Source organism: Varunaivibrio sulfuroxidans (assembly GCF_029318635.1).
Lineage (GTDB): Bacteria > Pseudomonadota > Alphaproteobacteria > Rhodospirillales > Magnetovibrionaceae > Varunaivibrio > Varunaivibrio sulfuroxidans.
Genome location: NZ_CP119676.1, coordinates 1338166 through 1363376, shown reverse-complemented (window position 1 = coordinate 1363376; position 25211 = coordinate 1338166). Strand labels below are relative to the sequence as shown.

Below are 25211 nucleotides of genomic sequence, written 5' to 3'. Positions count from 1 at the left end.
GGGGGACGCCCGACCGCGCCGTTCTACCGGGTTTCAGGCAAAGTGAAAACCTGGCCGGGGTAAATCAGGTTCGGGTCCTTGATTTGATCGGTGTTGGCCTGATAAATCGTCGAATACAAAACGCCCTCGCCATAGGTTCTGCGCGCCAACCGCCATAGGCTGTTGCCCGGCTGGACGACGACGAACGATCCGGGCTTCAACGCACGGGTGTCGGTCTGGGTGCGCGAAAACGGAAATTCCATCCGCGCCAGGACCTTGCCTTTGGCGTCGACCTGATCGATGCGCAGCGTGTACATCCCCGGCTTGACAGGTTTCGTGGGTTTAAGGCGCCAAACGCCGTTGGCGTCGGCATGAACCTGACCGATAAAGGTATTGTCCAGATAGACATTGACCGTGGCGTTTGCGGGGGCGTGTCCGGTAATGACGATGTCGTTTCCCGGGGTGTCGCCGACGCCGCTGAGCGCAATCGTTTTATCCGTTCCCTTGTCGGCGTATTCCACCGCGTCCAGGCCCAAGGGTGAGGGGATCGCCGCCGGCCCCACGGGTTTTTGCAAAATTGTGCTGGGTCCTTGACCGTTTCTGGGCATCATCAGGGCCAGGGCCTGCGATCCACGGGCGTCCTTTCCCGCCAGATCTTTGCTGCGTTCGGGCACCATCAACATCACGACCTGGTCGGAGAGCACGGGCTTCTTGCCTGGGATTTCCATGCGTAAGCCCAATTCGCGCTTGCCGGGAGACAGCGGTTTGCCGGGAACGTAGACCCATTCGCCGTGGTCGTCGGCGACGACGCGTCCGATTTCCGTGTTTCCGTCGAGGATGACTACCGTCGATCCGGGCGCCGCGCGTCCGGCGATCACCGCGTCGCCCTTGGGGTTGACCCGCACGACATCGAAGGTCGGCCCGTGCACGCGGACCTGGGGGGTCGTCGTGGCGCTTGACGTTTGTTGGTCTGGGGCGCGGGGAGGGACGACATCGGACTGTTCGGCCCGCCAAAGGGCGAAATTGATGCCGATTGCGATGGCGATCACGGTGACGCCCGCGACTGCGACCCACAAAGGTTTATTCAAGGTGCCCCCAATTCCAAAGCGAAAAACAGGTTCGAAGCCGGAAAAAGCGCCATGGCGACGCCCCAAGGCGCGACCGTTCCGGGCGCGCGTTTAAAATGTCCCTAACACTAATACGCCGCATCGAGGGATGCAACGACGAAGCCTACGGGGGAGGGCTTCGCTATTGCCAGGAATTTGCGCTGTCGGCGGACGGTTTTTTCGTCTTGGAAATGGTGTTTTTAATCGCCGGAATGCTCTTTACATAGGCGATCAGGGCGTCAAGATCGGGGCCGCTCAACTTCGATGTTTCGCGGGTGACGACTTCCGCCATCACGCCGCCGACGAAGTCGCCGTCGGGCAACATGCCGATTTGGAACAGCATCTTTAGGTCGCCGGCGCTCCATTTGCCGATGCCCGTTTTGTGGTCGCTGGTGATATTGGGCACGGCGACGCCCTCGGGATTGCTTTTCGTCCCGGCGTAGGCCATCGCCTCGTTCTTGCCGCCGAGGGCGTTTCTGGGGGTGTGGCACGCGTCGCAATGGCCGAGGGCGCGGGCGAGGTACGCGCCGCGATTCCAGCGGGCGTCATGGCCGGGGTCGGCCGCCATCGGGCCTTTGTGTAGGTATAAGGCGTTCCAAAAAAACATCGCCGAGCGGAAGGTGTAGAGGAATTTGAGATCGTGGGGACGGTTTTTTCGCGGTTGCGGGGCGAGGCTGCGCAGGTAAGCGTAGATATCGGCCATGTCTCGCGTCGTCATCAAGGTGAACGCGGGGTAGGGGAACACCGGATAGAAATGCCGACCCTTCGGGCCGATCCCCTGGCGTAGAGCGCGAACAAGATCGGTTTGCGACCAGGCGCCGATGCCGTGCGCGGGGTCCGGGGTGATGTTGGGGCTGTAAAACGTTCCGTAGGGCGTCTTAAAGGCGCGCCCCCCGGCAAAGGGCGCCCCATGGGAGGCCTTGTCGGTGTGACAGCCTTCGCAGCCCGCGGCGGCGGCGAGATAGCGCCCGCGCGCCGCGGCCGTCGCCCCCGGCGCGCCGGCAAAGGCCGGCTCGGGGTCTTGGGCGACCGCGTCAAGAACAAGGCCATAGGTGGACGCGGCCAAAATAAAAATTCCGGCCACACGGGAAACCACTGTCCGCCGCCGAGCGGCGCGAGGAAAAACGCGCATGGGCTACCCTCTATCGGGGATGGTGAGATGCGTTATTGCTTCTTCTCGCGGAAGTTTTCGTGGCATCCCTTACAGGCTTTGGCCAGACCGCCGAAAGCGGGGCCGAAAGCTTGCATATCGCCACCGTCGGCGACTTTCGACAGATGGGCGGCGGCGGTCTGGAAGGCGCTCAGGGCCTTTTTGAATTCATCGGGCTTGTCCCAGATCGCGGGCAGGGCGGCGGTGTCGCCAAACTCGGAGCCTTCGGGAAAAATGTGCCCGGCGATTTTCGACAGCGCGGCGATGCCGTCGGCGTGTACCGCGAGGTCGGCGGGTTGGCCTCCGGCTTTTTTGATGATCGTCGCCATCGCCGCCATATGCCCTCCGATGGATGACATGACGGCTTTGCGATATGCGATTTCTCCGGCGTCGTCGGCCCGGGCGAAGGTCGCCGCGCCGATGCTGAGGGCGGATACGGCGAGAATGGCGAAGGTGACGATGCGTATTTTCATGACGTATGGGACTCCCTATGCTCGAACGGATGCCTGTCCACCGTGGCGCGCCTTTGGGCGTTTCAGCCAAAATATGATGGGCGCGACGACGAACCGGCGGTACAGTGAACCGGCGTTACCAAGAATTGGAACGAAACCAATCTGACCCGTGTATCAGTAAATTGCAATACACCTTAAAGTCACGCGAAATACGATAGGAACCGCACAATCGCAATCACATTATCGTGATCGCAGCAACGGGGTCCGCCGCGCAGGCTCGGCGCGAGAGGCGGGGAAGGATGAGGAAGGCTCTTCATGACGACGATATCATCGCTATGTGTTTTTTGTGGATCGAAGACGGGACAAAACCCAGCTTACGCGCTGGCCGCCGAAAAATTGGCGGCGATGCTGTGCGCGCGCGGCGTGCGTCTGGTTTATGGCGGCGGCGGAATTGGCATCATGGGGTGTTTGACCGCGGCGGTCTTGCAAGGCGGCGGTAAGGTGACCGGAGTCATCCCCGAATTCTTGTTGCAGTACGAGGTCGGCAACCCCGATGTCGATGAATTGATTGTCGTCGAAAGCATGCACGAGAGAAAACGCACCATGTTCGAGCGCGCCGACGGCTTCGTCATCATGCCGGGCGGTTTGGGCACGTTGGACGAAACGTTCGAAATTTTGACGTGGAAACAACTGCAACTGCATAAAAAGCCGATCGTCCTGGTCAACGTGGAGGGTTATTGGGATCCTTTTGCGTCGATGATCGACGCCATCATCGACGCCGGCTTCGCCCATCCCGCGGCGAAAGAATTGATCAGCATCGTCGATGGGGTGGACGATATTTTCGACGTTATGGCGCGCCAGCCCGAGCCGAAAAAAATCGTTCTCACCGACCATCTTTGAGCGGGTTCCTTCGCCGCTTAGCTCTTCGTCGCGGCATGAATTTTCCACCTTGGCCGCTGTGTTCTTGCCAATTCGGGCGTGAATCGGTATGTTTGCGCCGTCCGAAGGCAGTTTTCGCCGGCCCGCAGACGCGGGAATCTGTTTCATACGCGCAAGGCGCAGTGGTTGGGGCGCAGTGTTCATGCTCTCATCACGATGATGAATGACGGCGCTCCGGGGCGCACCCCGGCGGACGTCCATAGCAACCCCTTCCGGGAGTGAGAAATACGATGGCCAAAATTAAGGTTGCCAATCCCGTCGTCGAGCTTGACGGCGACGAAATGACTCGGATTATTTGGGCGTTCATCAAAGACAAGTTGATCCTGCCCTATCTCGATATTGATTTGAAATATTACGACCTCGGCATCGAAAGTCGCGACAAGACGGACGACCGGATCACCATCGACGCCGCCGAGGCGATTAAAAAATATCGTGTCGGCGTGAAATGCGCGACGATTACTCCCGACGAGGCGCGGGTCGATGAATTCGGCCTGAAAAGCATGTGGCGTTCGCCCAACGGGACGATACGCAACATCATCGGCGGCACCGTGTTTCGCAAGCCGATCATCTGCAAGAACGTGCCGCGTTTGGTGCCGGGCTGGACCAAGCCGATCGTGATCGGTCGCCACGCTTTTGGCGATCAGTACCGCGCCACCGACTTCGTCGTTCCCGGCAAGGGGAAACTCACCTTGAAGTTCGTTCCCGAGGACGGCGGCGAGGCGATCGAACGTGAAGTTTTCGATTTTCCGGGCGGCGGCGTCGCGATGGCGATGTACAACTTGGATGAAAGTATTCGCGGCTTCGCGCGCTCGTGCCTGAATTACGGCCTCAGCGTCGGTTGGTCGGTCTATCTTTCGACCAAGAACACCATCCTCAAGGCTTACGATGGTCGCTTCAAGGACCTGTTCCAAGAGGTCTTCGACGCGGAATTCAAGGATCGTTTCGCGGCCAAGGGCATCGTTTACGAACACCGTTTGATCGACGACATGGTGGCCTCGGCGCTGAAGTGGGATGGCGGTTTCGTCTGGGCGTGCAAGAATTACGACGGTGACGTTCAATCCGACACGGTGGCCCAGGGCTTCGGCTCGTTGGGGCTGATGACCTCGGTTCTGCTCACGCCCGACGGTGAAACGGTCGAGGCGGAAGCCGCCCACGGCACCGTGACCCGCCATTATCGCCAGCACCAGCAAGGCAAGGAAACCTCGACCAATCCGATCGCCTCGATCTTCGCCTGGACCCAGGGGTTGGCCTATCGCGGCCGTTTCGACGGTACGCAGGATGTCGTCGATTTCGCCGAGGCGTTGGAAAAGGTTTGTGTTCAAACCGTCGAAGCGGGTTGCATGACCAAGGACTTGGCGCTTTTGATCGGTCCCGACCAACACTGGATGACGACCCAGCAGTTCCTCGCCAAACTCGACGAGAACCTGCAAAAGGAAATGAAGTAGGGCTGGTTGTTACCGCCGCTCGCGTCTTTGCGGTTGGGGTGGTGTGGAAAGTTTCCGCGCACGCGCCATTCCCTCTTGACGTGGGCGGCTGGGTCCCGTACAAAACCGCCCAATTGGGGCCGCCGCCGTGTCGTACGGAGGCCCTGAACAGTTTTTAGAAATAAGGATACGTAAAATGGCAAGACGTTGCGCCCTGACCGGCAAAGGCGTTCAGACGGGTAACAACGTGAGCCACGCTCACAACAGGACCCGTCGCCGTTTCCTGCCCAATTTGCAAGTCTCCTCGCTGATGAGCGAAAGCCTCGGTGCGACGGTGCGTCTTCGTCTGTGTGCGCACACCTTGCGCAGCATCGAACACAATGGCGGGCTGGACGGCTATTTGTTGGGAACGTCCAACCTGAAATTGAGCGACGAAGCGCTTAAAATCAAACGGCGGATCAAGCGGGCGCAAGTCAAGGCCGCCGCGTAAATTCTGCGTTCTTCCGTTTTAAAAGGCCCGGACCGAATGGTTCGGGCCTTTTTGTGTTTCCTGTTACGGTTGTTTTAGCGTTATCGAATGATCGTGTTGCGTTTGTTTTGTTCTGGAATTACGATAATAACAAAGGTGAAACGAGATCCGCACCCACCGCAAGGGTGGGCGATGGTTTCAAGGTGGAGGCGATGCAATGCGTGATGTGACACGACGCCGTGTGGTTCAAGGATTGGCCGCCGGGATGCCGCTGGCGGCGGTGCTCTCCGATCCCCTGTTGGCCAAGGCGGCGGGCGAGAGCCTTGAGAGCGTCGCCGTCACCACGGTGCGTGGGCGGCGCGTCAAGGGCGCGTTGGCGCTTCCCTCGGCGTCCCGCGCCCCGGCGGTGTTGTTGGTGCACGAATGGTGGGGGCTGAACGATCAGATTAAATCGGTGGCCCGCGAATTGGCCAACTTGGGCTACGTCGCGCTGGCGCTGGATCTGTATGGCGGTGTCGTGGCGACGACGCCCGACGAGGCGCGCGCCGCGATGCAGGCGCTTAACGAGGACGACGCCAAGGACACCGTCGCCGCCTGGACGACGTGGTTGAGTGGGGAAGCCCCGCAAAGCAACGGCAAGATCGGCACGGTGGGCTGGTGCCTGGGCGGGGGATGGTCGCTGATGGCCTCGATCCTGCGTCCGGTGGACGCCACGGTGGTCTATTACGGCAAGGTCGATCGCCCGGCGGAGCAACTGGCGCGCCTGAAAGGCCCCGTGCTCGGCCACTTCGCCAAGCAGGACAAGTGGATCAACGCCGAAATGGTCGGCAAGTTCGAGGCGACGATGAAAGAGGTGGGCAAACCCTACACCGATTATTGGTACGACGCCAACCACGCCTTCGCCAATCCTACCGGCAACAGCTACGCCGCCGGCCCCGCCGCCCTGGCTTGGCGGCGCACCACGGCGTTTTTCGAGGAAAACCTGAAATAAGAGCGATATCTTTCCGTTCTTCGGGAGGATGGGGTTGGCGTCGCTCACATGAACCCTGTTGGACCCGGTCGCATGGATTTTGTCACACGGATTTGGCATGGTCTTCGTGCAGGCATTCGCCATGGTCGGCCAGGACCTCTATGATACGACATTCGGAGATGCGTTTTCCTTTGCACTGCGCGATCATCCGTTTGAGTTCAACCTTCAGCGCATTTAACCGGGCGATTCGGCTCTCGACGGCCTCAAGCTGCGCGCGCGCGATTCGGTCCGCCGCCTCGCAGGGCTGCTCCGGATTGTCCGCGAGGCTGAGGAACTCTCTGATCGCATCCAATGAGAAGCCCAGCTCCCGGCCATGCCGTATGAAGGTCAACCGCCCCAAGTGACGTGATCCGTAACGCCTCTGGTTTCCGTCCGTACGAAACGGCTGGGGCATCAAGCCGATTTCTTCGTAATAGCGGATAGTCGGCGCCTTGCAGCCCGTTTCACGCGCCAAGCGCCCGATCGTCATGTCGTCGTTCAGCATCGAAATTTCCCCTTGAACTTCTAGTGGCTATAGCTTCTATGCTAGAGATAGCACGCTCATCCGGCCTATTCCAGGTGAGGTTCTTTCTTGATTTTCCGTTGAAAGCGAGAGGCGAGAAGCGAGAGGCGGAAAGCGGGAAGTCGAATGTTTATGCATGTTCTTGCCGGAAGGTTGCAAATTCCATGTCTCAGCGCGCCGTAGAACACACCGATCATACACACCCACCTATCCCCGCCCCCCTAAGTGGAGCCGCCTGTTGCGGCGGCGGATCGGCGGGCGATTGCAGAACGGATGGACCGGCCGACGCGCCCCGCTACCGCCACGCGTTCAAGGTGCAAGGTTTGGACTGCGCCGAGGAGGTCGCGGCCCTGCGCCGCGTGGTCGGCCCGCTTGTCGGCGGGGACGACCGGCTCGCCTTCGACGTCCTGAACGGGCGCATGATGCTGCTTGAAGCTGCAAAGCCGGTGTCCGCCGAAGAGGTCCGCGAAGCCGTGCGCAAGACCGGCATGAGCGCCGTGGAGTGGCGCGGGGACGACGAAGAAACTAAGCGGGCGAGCGAACGGCGTCATCGCATGCAATCTTGGTTCACGGGACTTAGTGGACTCTCGGTACTCGCCGGGCTGGGCCTGCATGTCTGGCTGGCCGGTGGTTTTGCGGAAGCCCTGCGGCTCTTCGCCGATCACGACGGGCAGGCGATGCCGCTGCCCGAGGTCGTCGCCTACGCCCTCGCCATCATCTTCGGCGCGCGCTACGTGGTCGTGAAGGCCTGGTATGCGGCCCGGGCGCTGCGGCCGGACATGAACCTGCTGATGGTGATCGCGGTCATGGGCGCGGCCGGGATCGGTGAGTGGTTCGAGGCGGCGACCGTCAGTTTTCTATTCGCCCTGTCACTGCTCTTGGAGAGCTGGAGCGTGGCTCGCGCCCGGCGCGCCATCGCTGGGCTTCTCGACCTTGCACCGCCGGTCGTGCGTTTGAATCTCGGCGCCGGCGAGGAGAGAGAGGTCCCGGCGGCCGAGGCGCCGGTCGGATCGCGCTTCATCGTCAAGCCGGGCGAGAGGATCGCCCTTGACGGTCGGATCGTCTCGGGCGTGAGTACCGTTAACCAGGCGCCGATCACGGGGGAAAGCGTCCCGGTTCTCAAGGAGCCTGGCGGAGAAATCTTTGCCGGTACGATCAACGGCGAGGGGGCGCTGGAGGCCGAGAGCACCAAGGCCGCCGAGGACACGACGCTGGCGCGCATCATCCGCCTCATCGAGGAGGCCCATAGCCGCCGCGCCAGTGCCGAGCAATGGGTCGAGAAATTCGCCCGGATCTACACGCCCACGGTCATCGTACTGGCGGTCGCTGTGTTTTTGATCCCGCCTCTCGTGTTCGGCGGCGCGTGGAACGACTGGTTTTACCGCGCGCTTGTCCTGCTCGTGATCGCCTGCCCCTGCGCCCTGGTGATCTCCACGCCGGTCAGCATCGTCTCGGCGCTGGCGGCCTCCGCGCGCCAGGGCGTACTCATCAAAGGCGGCGCCTACATCGAACAACCGGCTCACCTCAAGGCCATCGCCTTCGATAAGACCGGCACGCTGACGCGCGGGCAGCCGGCGGTGGTCGGCGTGGTTCCGTTTAACGGGCATACGGAGCGGGAGCTTCTGGAGCGGGCCGCCGCTCTGGAGGCGCGCAGTACGCACCCGCTGGCGCGGGCGATTGTCGATTACGCCGAAAAAATCGGGGTAGAGGCGAATCCCGCCGAGAGGGTTCAAGTCTTGCTCGGCAAGGGGCTCACCGGTCGAATTGGGGACGAGGCGTTCTGGCTTGGTTCACACCGCTATCTTCTCGAGCGCGGCCAGGCGACGGCAGGGGTCGGCGAGCGGGCCAAAACGCTCGCGCGTGCGGGACGCACGGTCGTGGCGATCGGTAATGAGGCGCATGTCTGCGGCTTGATCGCCATCGCCGATACGCTCCGTCCGGTCGCCCGCGATGCGATCGAGGCGCTTAGAAACTGTGGGATTGCTCACCTGATCATGTTGACCGGAGACAATCGCGCAACCGCCGACGCGATCGCGCGCGAAGTCGGCCTCGACGAGGTCCGCGCCGAACTGCTTCCCGAGGACAAGGTCGCGGTTGTGGAAGATCTCGTCTCGAAATACGGCGCGGTCGCCATGGTTGGGGACGGCGTCAACGACGCCCCGGCGATGGCGCGGGCGAGCTTCGGGATCGCCATGGGCGCCATCGGCAGCGACGCGGCTATCGAGACCGCCGACATCGCGCTTATGACCGACGATTTGTCAAAATTGCCGTGGCTCGTCCGCCATTCCAGGCGGACGATCGCCATCATCCGCGAGAACATCGGCTTCTCGCTGGGCGTCAAGGTGGTCTTCGTCGTCCTGGCCTTCACCGGATTCGCCACGTTGTGGAGTGCGATCGCCGCGGATGTCGGGGTGTCTCTTCTCGTCGTGGCGAACGCGTTGCGCCTTTTAAGAACGCGTTGAGGCGAAAAAGAAAATCGCTTGTGCCTGTTCCTGTTCCTGTGCGCGGGTGGGGGAGGCGCGCGTGTCGGAAAATGCCTCCTCCCCTTCCGGTTACGCCATTTCGATGTGCGGGGGGGTGCTAGGGTCGGGACCTATTCGAATAGGTCCCGACCCTAGTGGTTTGAGTTTAACATTTGAGTCCGATGCAATTGGACACAAATGTGTGAAGAAATCAAACAGCAACAAAAAGATAGATAGTGGTCGGCCCGATGGTTCGCGGGAGCGAAACGTCGGCCCGATCCACTAGAGCCGTATGCCGCGCACCAGGCAATCGATGGCGATTTTGACGCCGTCGTCGGTTTCGACCGGGCGTTCGACGCGTTGCGCCTTTTCGATACGCACGGCGCCGTCCACGGCGGTGGCGACCTGTTGCGCGGTGTAGAGCATGTCCGGATTTTGGGGGCCGCCGTAGCCGTGCTTTAGATTTTCCGAGTCATGGGCGATGACGAGAAACACGCCGCCCGGAGTCACCGCTTGCACGGCGCGTTCGAGTATGGGGATCAGTTCTTCTTGGGGGATCTGTAGGTAAATCAGCGCAACCAGATCAAAATGATTTTTCTCGAACGTATAGGAGCGCAGATCGGCGGCTTGAAACGCGATCTTATCCGCAACCTTGCGCTCGGCGGCCAATTTTTCGGCTTTTTTAATCGCGACGTCGGAGAAATCCACGGCGCTCACGGTCCAGCCGCGCTCCGCCAGCCATATGGCGTTGCGCCCTTCCCCGGCGGCAAGGTCCAACGCGCGCCCCGGCGGCAGGTCGGCGGCCTCGGCTTCCAAGAAGCGGTTCGCCGCGCCCGTCCAGATCAGCTCCTTGGTGGCGTAGCGCCGGTTCCATCCCTCGCGGTCCATGGCCGGGGCCGCGGGCGTGGTCCCGGCGGCGGGTGTCCGTTTCGCGTTTTCGGGTTCAGTCTTGTCTTGTTCCGTAGTCATGGCGTGCTCCTGTGACCGGTGGGTTCAATACGAACTCCGTTCCCCGACGAGACGTGAAGCGGAGGGTGTGAAAAGTAACCCATTCACAGATATGGCGAAAGACGCAGCACTTGCATTTTATTAAAGCGTTTAACGCCATGCACAAAATAAAACTGTGCTATGTTCGATGGATGTCGAAACCCGACCTTAACCTGCGCGCCGCAATGCACAGCTTTGCCCTTCCCTTCGCCATGGCGGAAATTACGGTTTCATTGTTCTGGCACCCGCGATTAGACGGCGATCCGGCGCACCGCTGGCCGCGCGGCCGCGTTCGGGATGCTTGCGCCGTGCACAATCCCGGCGCAGCGGCGCGGCGCGCCGACGGTTGCCTTTAGGAGCGGACGGGTCGTCATTATCAGATGGTCAGAATAACGCTGCCCGTGGTGCGTCCCGCCTCAAGGTCTGCGTGCGCCGCACTGGCCTTGTGCAAGGGATACTCGGCGCCGATAGGATTTTTCAGTCCCTCTTGAAGCGCCTGGAACAAATCCTTCGCCCCCCTTCGGTACAGGAGGGGGGCATCGACGTATCGCAATCGGCGCCCCGGGATCAAAATCATCCTCCTTGGCACGCCGGGGAACGCCGATCTCAATCGCGGTGAAGCGGATATCGCCGTTCGCCTTAGCCGTCCCGAGGAAGCGGATTTGATCGTGCGGCGTATCGGTATTATGCGTTTTGCACTCTACGCCACACCGCTATTGGCGAAGACTCCCGAGGCGCAATGGACCTTCGTCGGTTATTCTCCGGACCTGGAACATGTGACGCAGCAGGCCTGGCTGCGAAGCCTATTGGATGGGCGGTCGATCGTTTTTCAAGCCAGCGACCTCTTTGGACAGCAAGAAGCCGCGCGCGCCGGACTCGGCGCCGTTGTCCTCCCCCATTTCATGGGCGATCCCGACCCCTCGCTTGTCAGGGTTCCGACACGAACCCCTCCCCCGAGCGCGACGTGTGGCTCGTCACCCGCCCTGATCTTCGGCGATCGTCCGCCATCCGTGCGGCGATCGATTTTCTTGTCGAGAAAATCGGAGGAGGCTGCCCGCCGACCGTCGGCTCATCGTAAAAATCGGGCATGTCTCGGGCGAGGGCGTTCCCTGGGGCGGCGCCGAACTTCGATCTGAGACGCCGACGCCCGACGCCGCGCCGCGGGCCGGGACGGCTTGAACATGTCGGTCTATTCCCACTCGATTGTAAATCGCCCGCAAAAGTCCAACGCCGGCACGGGTTTTCTGGTGACCGCAAGTGCCAATACCGCGAACAATACAATAATCGATAAGCATAGGGCAAAGAGGGCGGGAAGAACGAACGCCCTTTTTGCCCAGGTCCAACGGTAGTTTGCGATCGGAGGCCCACCCCTTCGCCACCCTATCGCCTTAAATTCACCCTGAATTCCACGCCTATCGGCTAACTAGCTCCCCGTTTTTTCTCCAGTCGCGGCCCCAGCCCGACCATCCGTCAAGCCTTGTCCCCGCCACATAACCATTCTACTTTTATGAACCCCTAAAAAGGGGCGTATAAGCATACGAACGGTGCGCAGCATGATGAAAAACACTTTTAGGGATTTTTGCATATCGCTTTTCGTTATTGTTTTCTTCTCGGCATGTGCTTCGGCTCAGGCCCCCATAAAACAAACCCAGGTTCCCATAGAAAAAAGGCGGCAGTTAAGGATTCTGACCGAAGTTTTGTTTGCCGTTGAAAGAAGGTATGTGAAACAACCAGACCGGTGCGAACTCGTCAGCGGCGCCATGGACAACATACTCGCCTTTCAAAAAGAACAAGCACCCGCAACCGCCGCCGGTCTTGAACCCCAAAAAATATTCGGCAAAAATGAGAATTGCATAAAGAAATTGGCCGACACCCTGTCTTTCGTGGATCGCCGCCTTCCCGCCAAAAACTTTGAATCCATTGTAACCGTCGCCATTAAGGGAATAATGGCGAAGCTCGATCGCCGTTCCCGATATTTAGAACCCGGATTCCTCGAAAAATTAAGCGCCAAGCGCGATGGGGCGGCCGGGATAGGGATCGCGTTCAAAAAGAAAGAGGGCTCTTTGAGAGTCCTATCGACCATTGAAGGAGCGCCGGCCGCAAAAAGCGGCTTACTGGCCGCGGACAAAATAGTTTCGATCGATAACGAACCGACACAAGACATGAACTCGGAAGAGGTTCTGGAAAGGTTGAGAGGGAAAAAAGGCTCGCGTGTAACCTTATCGGTGGAACGAGAAGGAATGCCCCGTTTAAAAAACATCAGCATCGTCAGGGATATCCTTCCTAAAACCAGTGTTTGGAGTAAAAAGCTTGAGCCGGGATATGCCTATATCCAATTACGAAATTTAAATTCCGGTTCGTTCGGAGATTTCAAAAAGGCTCTGGACGGCTTTACGGCGCAAGAGACCCTTAAGGGGCTTCTTATCGATTTGAGGAACAATCAAGGCGGCCTGTTCGATAACCCTGTTAGAATTGCCGATCTTTTTCTTGCAAAAGGCGTCATTGTCTCGACAAAGGCACGTGTAAAAAATCAGAACATGATTTTTAAGGCGCATGACAATGAAGAACATCCCGATGATTTCGCCGTAATCGTGCTTGTCAACGAAAACACGGCAAGCGGTGCGGAAATCTTGGCGGCGGCCCTGCAAGGCCACAAAAGGGCTCTCATCCTTGGGACTCACACCCACGGAATGGGCGCCATTCAGACAATCGTTCCACTGTCAAACGGCGGCGGCTTAAAAATCACCAGCGCGATGATCCTGAAGCCCAATGGCGAACCACTTGATAAAAACGGCATTGTTCCGGATGTTGAAGTGGGAAAGGCAACGAAAGACGAAGAGGTCTTCAAGCTGGCCCTTGCCATTATGAAAAAGGCTCGCACAAGGCGTTATGACGACTTACTTGCGGCGGCAACGGCGCTAACGAAGAAGAAAAGAGAGCAAGCAAGTGCGGACGTTCGTTGACCACTCCGGGGGCGTGGCCCGTGGTTGGGGAGCAAGGATTTGTTCACACGGTCCCGTTTTTCTCGATTGCAGTCGGCTCGACGATTATCGCGGCGATAAAGAACAACAGGGTCGGTTACGGCTGCGACACCGAACAAGAATATGTTTTCGTAGCATGGGGCAGAATCAAACAGTCGAACGAAACCGGCCCCTTGCCTGAGAGAGCCGGGCGCCCAAAACCGACCGTTTGACTCAAGAGGCTGCGCCGGATCACGCGGCGGGGACAAGGCTTGACGGATGGTCGGGCTGGGGCCGCGACTGGAGAAAAAACGGGGAGCTTGTTAGCCGATAGGCATGGAATTCAGGGTGAATTTAAGGCGATAGGGTGGCGAAGGGGCGGGCCTCCGATCGCAAACTACCGTTGGACCTGGGAAAAAAGGGCGTTCGTTCTTCCCGCCCTCTTTGCCCTATGCTTATCGATTATTGTATTTTTTACGGTATTGACACTTGCGGTCACCAGAAAACCCGTGCCGGCGTTGGACTTTTGCGGTCTATTCCCACTCGATCGTTCCCGGCGGTTTGCTGGTGATGTCGTAGACCACCCGATTAATGCCGCGGACCTCGTTGATGATGCGGCTCGAAACGCGGGACAGGAACTCGTGATCGAAGGGATAGTAATCGGCGGTCATGCCGTCGGTCGAATTGACGGCGCGCAGGGCGCAGACGTAATCGTAGGTGCGCGCGTCGCCCATCACGCCGACGCTCTGCACCGGCAGCAGCACGGCGAAGGCCTGCCAGATGGCGTCGTACAGGCCGGCGTTTCGAATTTCCTCCAGGTAGACGGCGTCGGCGTTGCGCAGGATTTCCAGTTTTTCCTTGGAAATGCCGCCGGGAAGGCGAATCGCCAGGCCCGGTCCGGGGAACGGGTGGCGCCCGACGAAGCTTTCCGGCAGCCCCAGTTCGCGGCCCAAGGCGCGCACTTCGTCCTTGAACAGTTCGCGCAGCGGTTCGACCAACTGCATGTTCATCCGTTCGGGAAGGCCGCCGACGTTGTGGTGGGATTTGATCGTGACCGACGGGCCGCCGGTGAACGACACCGATTCGATGACGTCGGGATAGAGCGTCCCCTGGGCGAGGAAATCCGCGCCGCCGATTTTCTGCGCTTCTTCCTCGAACACGTCGATGAAGGTCGCGCCGATGATCTTGCGCTTGCGTTCGGGGTCGGCGACGCCGTCCAGCTTGCCGAGGAACAGGTCCGACGCATCGCGGTGGATCAGGGGGATGTTGTAGTGATCGCGGAACAGGCCGACCACCTCGTCGGCCTCGCCTTTGCGCATCAGGCCGGTATCGACGAAGACGCACTGCAACCGATCGCCGATCGCCTCGTGCAGCAGCACTGCGACCACCGAGGAATCGACCCCCCCCGACAGGCCGCAGATCACTTTTCCGTCGCCGACCTGGGCGCGGACCTTGGCGATTTCCTGAGCCCGGAAAGCGGCCATGGTCCACGAGCCGGAGCACCCGCAAACGTCATGGGTGAAATTTCTCAACAGTGCGGCGCCGTGCGGGGTATGGACGACCTCGGGGTGGAACTGGACCCCGTAAAAACGTTTTTTGTCGTTGGCGATGGCGGCGTAGGGTGAACTGGGCGAGGTGGCGACGACGCGAAAGCCGTCCGGGATGGCGTCGATCTTGTCGCCGTGGCTCATCCAGACTTGTTCCTTGCCGCCTTTGTCCCAGACGCCATGAAAGAGACCGCAATCCTCGACGACATCGACATAGGCGCGGCCGAATTCCTGGTGGTCGGATTGTTCGACCTTGCCGCCGAGCTGGGCGCACATGGTCTGTTCGCCGTAGCAAATGCCGAACACGGGAAGCCCCATCTCGAACAGGCCTTGGGGGGCGCGCGGCGTATCCGCGCCGGTGACGGACGCGGGGCCGCCCGATAGGATCACGCCTTTGGGGGCGAAGGCTTTGATGCTTTCAACCGTGACCTTGTTGAAGGGGTGAACCTCGCAATAGACGCCGCTTTCGCGCACCCTTCGGGCGATCAGCTGCGTCACCTGAGAGCCAAAATCGACGATGAGGATGCGTTCGCTCATACTTACCGTTTCCTATGAAAATAAAGACCGGACAGTACCCGATCGCCGCGGCGGGTTCCACAATTATCAAAGTCGGTAGCGATGAAGAGGTCCTGACCCTAGTCTTGCGGGCCGATCATGCACATCAGCGCCGCGTCGCTGTCCCTTTGCGCGTTCGCCGTGGTCAACAGGCTGTCGCCGTGGAAAATGGAATTGGCCCCGGCCATGAAGCAAAAGGCCTGCGCCTCGGGGCTGAGATCCCGCCGCCCCGCCGACAGGCGCACCCGGGAGGCGGGCGTCACGATCCGCGCGGTGGCGATCATCCGCACCAGATCGAGGGGGTGGACGGGCGGCGCGTTTTCCAATGGGGTGCCGTCCACGGGAACCAGAACATTGATCGGCACGCTTTCGGGGTGCGGGTTCATGTTGGCCAAGACCTGAAGCATCGCGGCGCGGTCGGCGATGCTCTCGCCCATGCCGATGATGCCGCCGCAACACAACTCTAGCCCCGCGGCGCGGGCGTGTTTCAGTGTCTCCAGGCGGTCCTGGTAGGTACGGGTGGTGACGATCGACGGATAATATTCCGGGCCGGTGTCCAGGTTGTGGTTGTAGGCGGTTAACCCCGCTTCGGCGAGCCTGTGGGCCTGATTTTCGTCGAGCATGCCCAGGGTGACGCAGGCTTCCATATCCAGGGCCCGCACGCCGCGCACCATGGCTAGGACGTCGTCGAAGGCTTGGCCGTCGCGTACTTGGCGCCAGGCCGCGCCCATGCAAAAACGGCTGGCGCCGTCGTTTTTGGCGCGCTCGGCCATTTCCAGGACCGCGTCCACCGCCATCAGGCCGTCGCGGTCGATGCGCACTTCCTTGTGATGCGCCGATTGCGGGCAATAGGCGCAGTCCTCCGGGCAGCCGCCGGTCTTGATGCTAAGCAGGCCGGCATGTTGAATGTCATGGGGGTCCTGAAAGGCGCGGTGCACGCCATGGGCCCGCCAGACCAGGTCGAGCAGGGGCAGACGGTAGAGATCCTCGATCTCATCGCGGGCCCAATCATGGCGGATGGCGTCGCCCGCGTCGGGTATGGGGCGTTCCAGCGTGGATACGTTCATGATTCTAGGAGGCATGATTCTAGGAGGCGCGTTTTGAAAGGCGGCTCCACGACGCCTTCACCAGGGCGGCGGCGAGGGCGATTTTCAGCACATCGCCGAGGATGAACGGCGCGACGCCCAGGGTAAACGCCTTGTCCCATCCGGTGAAGGTCGCCAGCCACGTCGCACCGAAAGCATAAACGACGAGCAATCCGGCGGCCATCATTCCGGCGAGAGGGAGAAGCGATTTGCCCGCGCGCCTTTCGGCGAACCAGCCGACCAAACCGGCGGCGAGGAGGAAACCCAGCAGGTAGCCCCCGGTGGGCCCCGTCATGTAGACAAGGCCGACGCCCCGTTCCGGCGTGCCGGAAAACACCGGCAGCCCCAAGGCGCCTTCCATCAGATACAGCGCCAGCGTGGCGAAACCCAAACGTCCCCCGTAAACCGCCGCGATGACCATCACGGCCAGGGTCTGCAGGGTCATCGGCACCGGATAGAACGGCACCTCGATCCGGGACGACAGGGCAATGAAAAGCGTGCCCACAAGGGCCAATCCACAGTGCAGCGCCATCCGGCGCGCGGGCGATCCATTCAGGGCGGGGATCGCGGTATGGATAAGGGGATGCCGGGCGGTGGTATTGGTCATGATGGATGATCCTCGATGGGGGACGCGATATGGCGAACGCGCTTCGATCGGCGAAGCGTGAACATCTTTTTTACCCGTTGGCGAGACGCAAGACCAGGGAGAATTTTGTCCGCCGCAGGGACGCGAAAGGGCCACGGCTTCATGGTCGCATGGCGCGCTTTTCCGCGCGGGGGGACGCGATGGCGGGGAAGGAGGCGCATTTTGGATGGTATGGGCGGCTCACGCGTCCAGAATGCGTTTGCGTTCTTTATATTCCTCGGCGTCGATCTCACCCTTGGCGAAACGTTCGTTCAGGATATCCATAGGAGACGCGCCCCGCCCGTCGTGTGGCGTGGACGATGAAAAATGGGCGCACCTCCCGCGGCCGGTCAACCAGCGCACGATGGCGACGATGGCGATGATGAACAGCACGGGAACGATGATCATCGACAAAGAGCTGAAAAACGCCCCGCCCCGCCCCCAGCAACCATCCATCATACCGGCCCCGCCCGCGCCATAGGCCCAGGCCGACACCGGAAAAATCGCGACGAGGGTGAAAACGGCAATCAATGGACGCAAGGGCAAACGCTTCATGTCGCCTCCTTGATCTCCCTCCTTGAGGGGCTTTGGGTCGGTTCTCGGCAGTAGATTTTTTTGGTGGTTCCTTCCGCCAAGCCGGTCACGATTATAGGCAATCTAGGCCGACAAAGATATCGTCAAGATTATGGATTTCGGGATCGTATGCGCGCGGTGTGCTTTTGCCCTGAGTGGGCCGCGAAGCTGTGCTTTCAAAGCTTCTCCGGTTTCCTAGCCGGTGGCGGGCCGTCACCCGGCGCAGCACGACAGCTTGGCGACGTCTTTATCGAAGGTCTGGGCCGCCAGCTTCAATCCTTCGACCGTGGTCAAATAGGGAAAAATAGTGTCGGCCAAATCGCTTGCGGTCAATCCACCCTTAATCGCCATGGCGACGGTCTGGATGGTATCGGCCCCTTCGGGGGCCAGGATCTGCGCCCCGAGCAGGACACCGCTTTGCCGCTCGGCGACCAGTTTAATCAACCCGCGCGTATCCCGGGCGGCGAGGGCGCGGGGAACATACTTGAGATCGAGCACCGACGTTTTGACGTCCAGGCCGTTCGCTTTCGCCTGGGCCGCGCTCAATCCGACGCCGGCGACCTGAGGATCGGTGAAAACGATCCAGGGCATCGCCGAATTGTCATAGGTCAAGTGATCGTCCGTCATCGCGTTTTTGGCGGCGAGTTTGGCCCCATAGGCCGCCATGTACACGAATTGATCGCGTCCGGTGACATCGCCCGCGCCGTAGATGTCGGGTTTTGTGGTGCGCATGTGGGCGTCCACGACGATTGCGCCGCCCGGGGACAGGGCGACGCCGATTTCCGCCAACCCCAACCCGTCGGTATTGGCGCGCCGCCCGGTGCAGACAAGGACCTTCTCGGCGTTAAGGCGTTCCCGAGCGTCGTTCTTGTCGATCTCAAGGGTAATCCCATCGGGGGTTTGCATGATCTCGTGGTAGGACAGTCCGCCGCGTACATCGACGCCCTCATCACGCAGGTATTCGCTCAGCGCGGCGCTGATTTCCGGTTCGGCCGCGGGCAGGAGGCGCGAACGGCAGACCAGGGTGACCCGGACCCCGGCGCGGGCGAACATCTGCGCCATCTCGCAGCCGATGTAGCCACCGCCGACGACGATCAGGGAGGTCGGCAATGTTTTCAGATCCAGGGCTTCGGTGCTGGTCAGGTAGGGCACGCCGTCGATGCCCGGAATGTCGGGGACGGCGGAAGACGACCCGGTGGCGATAATGATTTTACCCGCTTCGATCGCCTCCCCATCGACGATCACCACGCCTTCGCCAAGGCGCGCGCGGCCTTCGATGTAGGTCACGTTGTCGTACGAGGGCAACAGGTCTATGTATTTCGCTTGGCGCAATTGGGCGACGAGCGTGTCTTTCTGCGCCACCGTCGCCGCCCAATCGATGATCCGCGCATCGGCCTCGATGCCGTCGAAGCGCCGCGCCGCGCGCGCCTGATATTGGGTTTCGACGGCGCGAATCATCGCCTTGGAGGGCACGCAACCGACGTTGACGCAAGTCCCGCCAATGGTTCCCGCGCCGATCAGCGCGACCCGTGCGCCCGCTTCGGCGGCGGTGATCGCGGCGGAAAATCCCGCCGACCCGGCGCCGATCACGGCGACGTCGAACGGCTTTCCTTCCGTGGGGACTTTCTCATTCGGGTCGTTTTTCGGGCCTTGGGTGGGGGGGCAATCACACGTTAATTGGGGCATTTTCGGGCGTTCTTTCTCAGGTTCTCGGGACTCAAGCAGGGAGGCTATTTTTTCGGGGACGATGGGTAGCCCGCTTGAGTGGTGGCGTGGGTCAGGGCGGCCACGGAGGTTTTGGCGTCGTCGAATGTGACCACGGCGGTCTTTTTTTCCGACGAGACCTTCGCCTTGGTGACTCCGGGTACGTTCAGCAAACTTTTCTGCACGATATAGGGGCACGATGGGCAGTACATGTTTTGCACCGCGAGCGTCACCGTTTGTTGGGCGGCGAGGGCGGTGGTGGTGCTCAACGCGAGAAAAAGAATGGCGATCAGAGGGAAAGTACGTTTCATCTGCGGGAAAACCTTTCGGGCAAGATTTATTTCATCAGATAGGGGACGAGAGAGGGAAAAACGAGAGCGAGGATGACCAGCGCCGTCGAACCCCAAAGGGCGATCTTCAGGACCCGCTTGGAGGTTGGCGAGGCGCAATAGCTGCCCGCCACGCACGCCGTCTTCGGCTTGCGGTAGGCGCTGTAAAAGCCGCCGGCCAGGAACAGGGCGGTGATGGTGACGAAAATCGGTTTATAGGGATAAAGCGCGGTCAGATTACCGATCCACGCCCCGCTGATGCCCAGGGAAAACAGCACGAGAGGAAGGACGCAGCACGAGGACGCCGCCAGCGCGCCGAGAATACCGCCGGTGGCGAGCAGGCGGTCCTTGGATCGTGAAGAATCTTCCTCGGACGGCTGCGCGCCGCTCACATCGGGGGTCGTGGAGGGCAGGGTGGACGCGGCCATGTGTCCATCGGTTACGGTGTCGGGCATCGCGGTCTCTCCATTCCAGGGCGGCCCCGGAGCGGCCCCCATGGGTGATTTAGGGGCGATACAGGGGCGGTGATTTGATTGGAGACAGCATAAAACCTGTAGCGGCTACAGGTTCAAGGCCCTTTTGAGTTTTTCTCAAAAGGGCCTTGAAATGGCGCGAAACAGGGAAAGATCGACAATAACGGAGGCCTATTCCGCCGCCGAGGGATGGTAGATCTCGCCGCCTTGGTCGCGAAATTCACGGGATTTTTCGGCCATCCCCTTTTGTGCGTCGTCCTTCAGTTCCTTGCTGATGCGCATCGAGCAGAATTTCGGCCCGCACATCGAACAGAAATGGGCCTTCTTCGCCCCCTCGGCGGGCAAGGTCTGGTCGTGATAGTCGGTCGCGGTGTCGGGGTCGAGGGACAGGTTGAACTGATCCTTCCAGCGGAAATCGAAACGCGCCCGGGACAGCGCATCGTCGCGGATTTGCGCGCCGGGGTGGCCCTTCGCCAGGTCGGCGGCGTGGGCGGCGATCTTGTAGGTGACGACGCCGACCTTGACGTCGTCGCGATCGGGCAGCCCCAGGTGCTCCTTCGGCGTGACGTAGCACAGCATGGCGCAACCGTACCATCCGATCATGGCGGCCCCGATCGCCGAGGTGATGTGATCGTAGCCCGGCGCGATGTCGGTGGTCAGCGGCCCCAGGGTGTAAAACGGCGCTTCGCCGCAGGCGTCCAGCTGGCGTTCCATGTTTTCCTTGATTTTGTGCATCGGGACGTGGCCGGGCCCCTCGATGAAGACCTGAACGTCCTTGGCGAAGGCGATTTTTTGCAATTCGCCGAGGGTGTCCAGTTCGGCGAATTGAGCGGCGTCGTTGGCGTCGGCGATCGATCCCGGGCGCAGACCGTCGCCCAGCGACAGGGAAACGTCGTACTGGCGGCAGATGTCGCAAATATCCGCGAAGTGCTCGTAAAGAAAGCTTTCTTTATGATATGTCAGGCACCACTTGGCCATGATCGACCCCCCGCGCGAGACGATCCCGGTGGTCCGTTCGGCGGTCAGCGGGACGTGGGCGAGGCGCAACCCGGCATGGATGGTCCAGTAATCGACGCCCTGTTCGGCCTGTTCGATCAGGGTGTCGCGGAAGACCTCCCAGGTCAGGTCCTCGGCGATGCCGCCGACCTTTTCCAGGGCCTGATAGATCGGCACCGTGCCGATCGGCGCCGGGCTGTTGCGCACGATCCAATCGCGGATGTTGTGGATGTCCGATCCGGTGGACAGGTCCATCACCGTGTCGGCCCCCCAACGGATCGCCCAGACCATTTTATCGACCTCCTCGGCGACCGAGCTGGTGACCGCCGAATTGCCGATGTTGGCGTTGATTTTGGTCAGGAAGTTGCGCCCGATGATGGCCGGTTCCAACTCCGGGTGGTTGATGTTCATGGGCAGCACCGCGCGGCCCCGGGCGATCTCGTCGCGCACGAATTCGGGGGTGACGAAGTCGGGCACGGCGGCGCCGAAATCCTCGCCGTCGCGGGGCGCGCCCGTGGCCTGCTTGCGCCCCTCGTTTTCGCGCCCCTCGTTTTCGCGCCCCTCGTTTTCGCGGATGGCGACGTAGCGCATCTCCGGCGTCACGATGCCGCGCTTGGCATAGGCCAACTGGGTGACGCAGGCGCCGTCCTTTGCGCGCAGCGGGGAGGGCGCATCGGCGCGAAACGGCGGGACGACGCTTTTCTCGCCGTTGTCCTCGGGCTTGACGTTGCGTCCGGGGTAGCGCCGCACGTCGCCCCTGGCCTCGATCCACGGTGCGCGCAGCGGGGACAGGCCGCGGTCGATGCAAATATCTTGCTCGGGATCGGTATAGGGACCGGAACAATCGTAGACGATCACCGGGGCCTCGCCGCTGGACGGCTCCAATTCAATTTGGCGCATGGCGACGCGCACCGAAGCATCGGCGTCGTCGGCGACATAAATCTTCTTCGATCCCGGCAGCGCCCCGGTGGTGACGGAAAACGGTTTGGCGTCCATTGGAAAATCTCCCTGCAAAAAAACAAAAGGCGCAAGGAGGCGGAAATCTCGCCCGAACGATGAAAAGGCGGTGGCCCGTTCCAGTCCCTACGCCGGTATCACCCGGATCAGGTTCTAAGGGTGCTTCTCAGTCCCGGCGGTTATGGCCTTGCGGCGGTATGGCGGGACGCCCCTCGAAACGCACCCATGGTGAACCGGAGGCGGGCAAAGGTCAAGGATCAACATCTTCGCCGCCATGGGGAGAACGCGGGAACGCAATGGTGCACGCTTTGGTGGCGATGTGTTATTCTCTGCACGCGAAAGAGTGCGTCGATCGAGGAGGAGCGTCATGGTCCAGGTGTTGGGGAATATCGAAATTTACATGGGGCCGCGGGACCTCGGCGGCGACGACCTGGAGGCGGTCTTGGTCGGTTTTATCGACGCTGCGCGCAAGACGCTCGATGTTGCGGTGCAGGAGTTGGAATCGGTCCCCATCGCCCACGCGTTCGCGCGCGCGCGTCGGCGCGGCGTTCGCGTGCGCATGGTTCTGGAGGGCGATTACCTGACCACGACAAAGGCGCCCGCCGACCCCTTTTTGCCGGGGGCGATGAACGAAGCCAACCGGGAATTGTTCATGGCGCTTTTGCGTGCGCGCTGTGATGTGCGCACCGATTACAACCCCAAGATTTTTCATCAGAAATTTATCGCTCGCGATTATGGTTACAGGACGCGCGCGGTACTGACGGGATCGACCAATTTTACGCCGACGGGCCTTCACGCCAATCTTAACCACATCGTCATTGTGCGCAGTGCCCGCGTCGCGGCCCAGTACGTTGCCGAGTTCGCCGAGATTTGGGGCGGCACCTTCGGAGACAAACGCTTGCGCCACGATCCGCGTCCGTCGGAAATTTCGGTCTCGGGGGTGCGTGTGAAACCCCTGTTCGCCCCCGATCACGCCCCGGAAATGGAAATCATGAAGCAGATGTTAAAAGCCAAACGGCGGATCGACTTCGCCATTTTCACCTTCTCGCGCTCGTCGGGGATCGACGATGCGATGATGGTGCTGGTGCGCTCGGGGATTGTTGTGCGGGGAATTTTCGATCACGGGCAGGGCGTGCAAAAATGGGCGGCGACCCAGCCCTTGGCCAGGGCCGGCGCGGAGTTGTACACCGCCCCCAGGGGCCATGGCTTGAACAAGCTGCATCACAAATTGATGGTGATCGACGGAGCGTTGATTATCGCCGGAAGTTTCAATTATACCGGTCCGGCGAACCTTCTCAACGACGAGAACATCCTGGTCATCGGCGATCTCGAAGAAGCCGACCCCCAGGCGCAAGCCGATCAAAAAATTCTGGGCCAAGCGGTCGAGGACGAGATTTCCCGGATTATCCAGACCTTCGGTCGTCCGGTTTAGGTCCCGCCCCAAACGGCTCGGTCTCGGCCCTAATCGCGCTGCAGAACGGCGCAGTAAAAGCCGTCGGTGCCGTGATCGGCGGAGTTCAGGCGCAGGGTGTAGACGTTGGTCGGACACGGCGTGTCGAAGACCTCGCGCCAGACGTTGGCGATGGGCAGTAAAATAAAATCGTCGTGGCGATCGAGGAACGCCATCACCTGATCTTCGTTTTCCGATTTGAGCAGCGAGCAGGTGACGTAGATCAGCCGTCCGCCCGGTTTGACCAGCGCCTGGGCGGCGTCCAGCACCGCGCGTTGGCGTTCGAGGGCGCGGGCGATGTCTTCGGAGCGCAAGCGCCAGCGTGCTTCGGGGGCGCGCCGCCAGACCCCGGTGCCGGTGCACGGCGCATCGACCAAGACCCGGTCGGCCTGACCATCGAGGCCGGCGATCGCCTCGGGGCCGGGGCCGAGATCGACGCCTTCGATACCGTCAAGACCGGCGCGTTTCAATCGGGGAGCCATGCGTTTCAAGCGCTCGGCGTCGATGTCGCAGGCGATCAGGCGGCCCTGGGCGCGCATTTCGGCCCCAAGGGCGAGGGTTTTCCCCCCCGCCCCGGCGCAGTAGTCGATGACCGTCATGCCCGGACGGGCGTCCGTCAGCAGGGCGGTGACTTGTGCGCCCTCGTCCTGCACTTCGATCAGGCCGTCACGATAGGCGGGAAGATCGTCTAGGCGCGGGCGCGCGGCGAGGCGCAGCCCCAGCGGCGAAAGCGGCGTCGGCGCGGCCTCGATGTCCGCCGCCCCGAGTAGGGCGCGCGCCGCTTCGCGGGTGGTCTTCAGGGAATTGACGCGCAGGTCTACGGGGGCGTCGGTGTTGAGCGCCGCCATCTGGCGTACGATATCCGCGCCCAAGCTATCGCCGATGACCCGCGACAATGCCAAAGGAAGCTCCAGGCGCACGAAACGCGGCTGATCGGGATGGTCGAGGGATTGCCCCTCAAGATGTGCGACCAAAGCACGGTCTTCCGCCGTCAGGGCGGCGGCGGAGAACTTGCCACCGTCGAACAGGGCCTCGATGTCGGCGGCGGGCTGGGCGTTATCACCTAGGACCAGATCGGCGATGACCCAATGGCGCGGCGTAACGGCGAGGTCGGGCGCGGCGCGTTCGACCCACCATTGCAGGCGCGCCCGGTGACGGACGACGGCGTAAAAACGTCCGATAACGGCGCGCCGATCCTTCGATCCGGCATAGCGTCGGGCTTTAAAAAAATCGCGCACGACCCGATCGGCGGGGCGTCGAGTTTCCTCGCAAAGCGTCAAAAGCGTGATGGCGGCCTCGATGCGGGCGGCTGGGGTCATGACTTGGATTCCGGGGGTTTCTAGTGAATTGACCCCGACTTTTCGATCTCGAAACGTCGGGCCGCTCCACCGGGTTTCCTTTTTGATATGGTTTGCTTTTCTTCGACAAAGCCACCCGCCTGCCGGCGGACTCTTTTG

The 25211-nt window shown here is 61.1% G+C and carries 24 protein-coding genes and 1 riboswitch; of the genes, 9 read left to right on the top strand and 15 right to left on the bottom strand.

The genetic code is table 11. The annotated features are described in order from the left end of the window. Positions 1–23: 23 nt before the first annotated feature. From P3M64_RS06390 to P3M64_RS06380, 3 genes are all read right to left on the bottom strand, one after another. Positions 24–1067 (bottom strand): LysM peptidoglycan-binding domain-containing protein, encoded by a 1044-nt coding sequence (locus tag P3M64_RS06390; RefSeq protein ID WP_132938695.1) that lies wholly within the window; start codon positions 1065–1067, stop codon positions 24–26. A 160-nt stretch (positions 1068–1227) separates the two neighbouring features. Next, positions 1228–2217: a cytochrome c gene (locus P3M64_RS06385; protein ID WP_132938696.1), complete on the bottom strand. Its 990-nt coding sequence runs from the start codon at positions 2215–2217 to the stop codon at positions 1228–1230. A 32-nt stretch (positions 2218–2249) separates the two neighbouring features. Continuing rightward, positions 2250–2708, bottom strand: coding sequence for a c-type cytochrome (locus P3M64_RS06380; protein WP_132938697.1), 459 nt, complete (start codon positions 2706–2708; stop codon positions 2250–2252). Between the two features lie 294 nt (positions 2709–3002). On the opposite strand from P3M64_RS06380, the gene P3M64_RS06375 reads away from it, so the two are divergent. The 4 genes from P3M64_RS06375 (at position 3003) to P3M64_RS06360 (ending at position 6510) form a co-directional block, all read left to right on the top strand. Then, a complete protein-coding gene (locus P3M64_RS06375; RefSeq protein WP_132938698.1) occupies positions 3003–3587 on the top strand; it encodes an LOG family protein in 585 nt (194 codons plus the stop codon). A 269-nt stretch (positions 3588–3856) separates the two neighbouring features. After that, positions 3857–5071, top strand: coding sequence for an NADP-dependent isocitrate dehydrogenase (locus P3M64_RS06370; RefSeq protein WP_132938699.1), 1215 nt, complete (start codon positions 3857–3859; stop codon positions 5069–5071). Positions 5072–5246: 175 nt separating this feature from the next. Then, on the top strand, positions 5247–5540 hold the full coding sequence (rpmB, locus tag P3M64_RS06365) for a 50S ribosomal protein L28 (protein WP_132938700.1): 294 nt from the start codon (positions 5247–5249) through the stop codon (positions 5538–5540). A gap of 196 nt (positions 5541–5736) precedes the next feature. Beyond that, positions 5737–6510 carry a dienelactone hydrolase family protein gene (locus tag P3M64_RS06360; protein ID WP_132938701.1) on the top strand — a complete coding sequence of 258 codons (774 nt, stop codon included), beginning with the start codon at positions 5737–5739 and terminating at the stop codon, positions 6508–6510. Between the two features lie 82 nt (positions 6511–6592). Here P3M64_RS06360 and P3M64_RS06355 read toward each other — a convergent pair whose 3' ends face one another. After that, a complete protein-coding gene (locus P3M64_RS06355; RefSeq protein ID WP_132938702.1) occupies positions 6593–7033 on the bottom strand; it encodes a MerR family transcriptional regulator in 441 nt (146 codons plus the stop codon). A 182-nt stretch (positions 7034–7215) separates the two neighbouring features. Between P3M64_RS06355 and P3M64_RS06350 the strand changes: the two genes are divergently transcribed. Continuing rightward, positions 7216–9513 (top strand): heavy metal translocating P-type ATPase, encoded by a 2298-nt coding sequence (locus tag P3M64_RS06350; protein WP_207893130.1) that lies wholly within the window; start codon positions 7216–7218, stop codon positions 9511–9513. A 282-nt stretch (positions 9514–9795) separates the two neighbouring features. Here the strand turns inward: P3M64_RS06350 and P3M64_RS06345 are convergent, their stop codons facing one another. Next, positions 9796–10482, bottom strand: coding sequence for a class I SAM-dependent methyltransferase (locus P3M64_RS06345; RefSeq protein ID WP_207893131.1), 687 nt, complete (start codon positions 10480–10482; stop codon positions 9796–9798). A 137-nt stretch (positions 10483–10619) separates the two neighbouring features. Here P3M64_RS06345 and P3M64_RS06340 point away from each other — a divergent pair, with 137 nt between their 5' ends. Then, positions 10620–10856: a type 2 periplasmic-binding domain-containing protein gene (locus P3M64_RS06340; RefSeq protein ID WP_207893132.1), complete on the top strand. Its 237-nt coding sequence runs from the start codon at positions 10620–10622 to the stop codon at positions 10854–10856. 20 nt (positions 10857–10876) lie between these two features. Here the strand turns inward: P3M64_RS06340 and P3M64_RS06335 are convergent, their stop codons facing one another. Beyond that, positions 10877–11071, bottom strand: a complete 195-nt coding sequence (locus P3M64_RS06335; protein ID WP_243644742.1) for a zinc-binding dehydrogenase — start codon at positions 11069–11071, stop codon at positions 10877–10879. Here P3M64_RS06335 and P3M64_RS06330 point away from each other — a divergent pair. After that, entirely contained in the window at positions 11067–11636 is a 570-nt protein-coding gene (locus P3M64_RS06330) for a LysR substrate-binding domain-containing protein (RefSeq protein ID WP_207893150.1), read from the top strand. The two genes, P3M64_RS06335 and P3M64_RS06330, sit on opposite strands and share 5 nt — an antisense overlap. A 417-nt stretch (positions 11637–12053) precedes the next feature. Then, entirely contained in the window at positions 12054–13463 is a 1410-nt protein-coding gene (locus tag P3M64_RS06325; protein WP_132938705.1) for a S41 family peptidase, read from the top strand. A gap of 530 nt (positions 13464–13993) precedes the next feature. Here the strand turns inward: P3M64_RS06325 and guaA are convergent. The 8 genes from guaA to thiC all read right to left on the bottom strand — a co-directional run bounded on the left by guaA (position 13994) and on the right by thiC (position 22343). Then, a complete protein-coding gene (guaA, locus tag P3M64_RS06320; protein WP_132938706.1) occupies positions 13994–15544 on the bottom strand; it encodes a glutamine-hydrolyzing GMP synthase in 1551 nt (516 codons plus the stop codon). A gap of 98 nt (positions 15545–15642) precedes the next feature. Then, positions 15643–16629 (bottom strand): biotin synthase BioB, encoded by a 987-nt coding sequence (gene bioB / locus P3M64_RS06315; protein WP_132938707.1) that lies wholly within the window; start codon positions 16627–16629, stop codon positions 15643–15645. Between the two features lie 19 nt (positions 16630–16648). Further along, on the bottom strand, positions 16649–17254 hold the full coding sequence (locus P3M64_RS06310; RefSeq protein WP_165886275.1) for a biotin transporter BioY: 606 nt from the start codon (positions 17252–17254) through the stop codon (positions 16649–16651). Positions 17255–17473: 219 nt separating this feature from the next. Then, positions 17474–17827: an SHOCT domain-containing protein gene (locus P3M64_RS06305; protein WP_132938708.1), complete on the bottom strand. Its 354-nt coding sequence runs from the start codon at positions 17825–17827 to the stop codon at positions 17474–17476. Between the two features lie 231 nt (positions 17828–18058). Then, a complete protein-coding gene (merA, locus tag P3M64_RS06300) occupies positions 18059–19531 on the bottom strand; it encodes a mercury(II) reductase (RefSeq protein ID WP_132938709.1) in 1473 nt (490 codons plus the stop codon). A gap of 44 nt (positions 19532–19575) precedes the next feature. Continuing rightward, complete coding sequence (gene merP, locus P3M64_RS06295) at positions 19576–19860, bottom strand: mercury resistance system periplasmic binding protein MerP (RefSeq protein WP_132938710.1); 285 nt, start codon at positions 19858–19860, stop codon at positions 19576–19578. Positions 19861–19886: 26 nt separating this feature from the next. Continuing rightward, positions 19887–20333 (bottom strand): mercuric transporter MerT family protein, encoded by a 447-nt coding sequence (locus tag P3M64_RS06290; RefSeq protein WP_243644743.1) that lies wholly within the window; start codon positions 20331–20333, stop codon positions 19887–19889. A gap of 189 nt (positions 20334–20522) precedes the next feature. Continuing rightward, positions 20523–22343: a phosphomethylpyrimidine synthase ThiC gene (thiC, locus tag P3M64_RS06285; RefSeq protein WP_132938711.1), complete on the bottom strand. Its 1821-nt coding sequence runs from the start codon at positions 22341–22343 to the stop codon at positions 20523–20525. 66 nt (positions 22344–22409) lie between these two features. Then, positions 22410–22527: riboswitch (TPP riboswitch) on the bottom strand. Positions 22528–22671: 144 nt separating this feature from the next. On the opposite strand from thiC, the gene P3M64_RS06280 reads away from it, so the two are divergent. Beyond that, on the top strand, positions 22672–23736 hold the full coding sequence (locus P3M64_RS06280) for a phospholipase D-like domain-containing protein (protein WP_165886276.1): 1065 nt from the start codon (positions 22672–22674) through the stop codon (positions 23734–23736). A gap of 29 nt (positions 23737–23765) precedes the next feature. Here the strand turns inward: P3M64_RS06280 and P3M64_RS06275 are convergent, their stop codons facing one another. Then, positions 23766–25073: an RsmB/NOP family class I SAM-dependent RNA methyltransferase gene (locus P3M64_RS06275; RefSeq protein ID WP_132938713.1), complete on the bottom strand. Its 1308-nt coding sequence runs from the start codon at positions 25071–25073 to the stop codon at positions 23766–23768. Positions 25074–25211: the final 138 nt, after the last annotated feature.

Bases quoted from the DNA above. Each gene is read 5' to 3' on its own strand.
- P3M64_RS06385 (WP_132938696.1), bottom strand. From the start codon at position 2,217: ATGCGCGTTTTTCCTCGCGCCGCTCGGCGGCGGACAGTGGTTTCCCGT.
- P3M64_RS06380 (WP_132938697.1), bottom strand. From the start codon at position 2,708: ATGAAAATACGCATCGTCACCTTCGCCATTCTCGCCGTATCCGCCCTC.
- P3M64_RS06375 (WP_132938698.1), top strand. From the start codon at position 3,003: ATGACGACGATATCATCGCTATGTGTTTTTTGTGGATCGAAGACGGGA.
- P3M64_RS06370 (WP_132938699.1), top strand. From the start codon at position 3,857: ATGGCCAAAATTAAGGTTGCCAATCCCGTCGTCGAGCTTGACGGCGAC.
- rpmB (WP_132938700.1), top strand. From the start codon at position 5,247: ATGGCAAGACGTTGCGCCCTGACCGGCAAAGGCGTTCAGACGGGTAAC.
- P3M64_RS06360 (WP_132938701.1), top strand. From the start codon at position 5,737: ATGCGTGATGTGACACGACGCCGTGTGGTTCAAGGATTGGCCGCCGGG.
- P3M64_RS06355 (WP_132938702.1), bottom strand. From the start codon at position 7,033: ATGCTGAACGACGACATGACGATCGGGCGCTTGGCGCGTGAAACGGGC.
- P3M64_RS06350 (WP_207893130.1), top strand. From the start codon at position 7,216: ATGTCTCAGCGCGCCGTAGAACACACCGATCATACACACCCACCTATC.
- P3M64_RS06345 (WP_207893131.1), bottom strand. From the start codon at position 10,482: ATGACTACGGAACAAGACAAGACTGAACCCGAAAACGCGAAACGGACA.
- P3M64_RS06340 (WP_207893132.1), top strand. From the start codon at position 10,620: ATGCACAAAATAAAACTGTGCTATGTTCGATGGATGTCGAAACCCGAC.
- P3M64_RS06325 (WP_132938705.1), top strand. From the start codon at position 12,054: ATGATGAAAAACACTTTTAGGGATTTTTGCATATCGCTTTTCGTTATT.
- guaA (WP_132938706.1), bottom strand. From the start codon at position 15,544: ATGAGCGAACGCATCCTCATCGTCGATTTTGGCTCTCAGGTGACGCAG.
- bioB (WP_132938707.1), bottom strand. From the start codon at position 16,629: ATGAACGTATCCACGCTGGAACGCCCCATACCCGACGCGGGCGACGCC.
- P3M64_RS06310 (WP_165886275.1), bottom strand. From the start codon at position 17,254: ATGACCAATACCACCGCCCGGCATCCCCTTATCCATACCGCGATCCCC.
- P3M64_RS06305 (WP_132938708.1), bottom strand. From the start codon at position 17,827: ATGAAGCGTTTGCCCTTGCGTCCATTGATTGCCGTTTTCACCCTCGTC.
- merA (WP_132938709.1), bottom strand. From the start codon at position 19,531: ATGCCCCAATTAACGTGTGATTGCCCCCCCACCCAAGGCCCGAAAAAC.
- merP (WP_132938710.1), bottom strand. From the start codon at position 19,860: ATGAAACGTACTTTCCCTCTGATCGCCATTCTTTTTCTCGCGTTGAGC.
- P3M64_RS06290 (WP_243644743.1), bottom strand. From the start codon at position 20,333: ATGCCCGACACCGTAACCGATGGACACATGGCCGCGTCCACCCTGCCC.
- thiC (WP_132938711.1), bottom strand. From the start codon at position 22,343: ATGGACGCCAAACCGTTTTCCGTCACCACCGGGGCGCTGCCGGGATCG.
- P3M64_RS06280 (WP_165886276.1), top strand. From the start codon at position 22,672: ATGGTCCAGGTGTTGGGGAATATCGAAATTTACATGGGGCCGCGGGAC.
- P3M64_RS06275 (WP_132938713.1), bottom strand. From the start codon at position 25,073: ATGACCCCAGCCGCCCGCATCGAGGCCGCCATCACGCTTTTGACGCTT.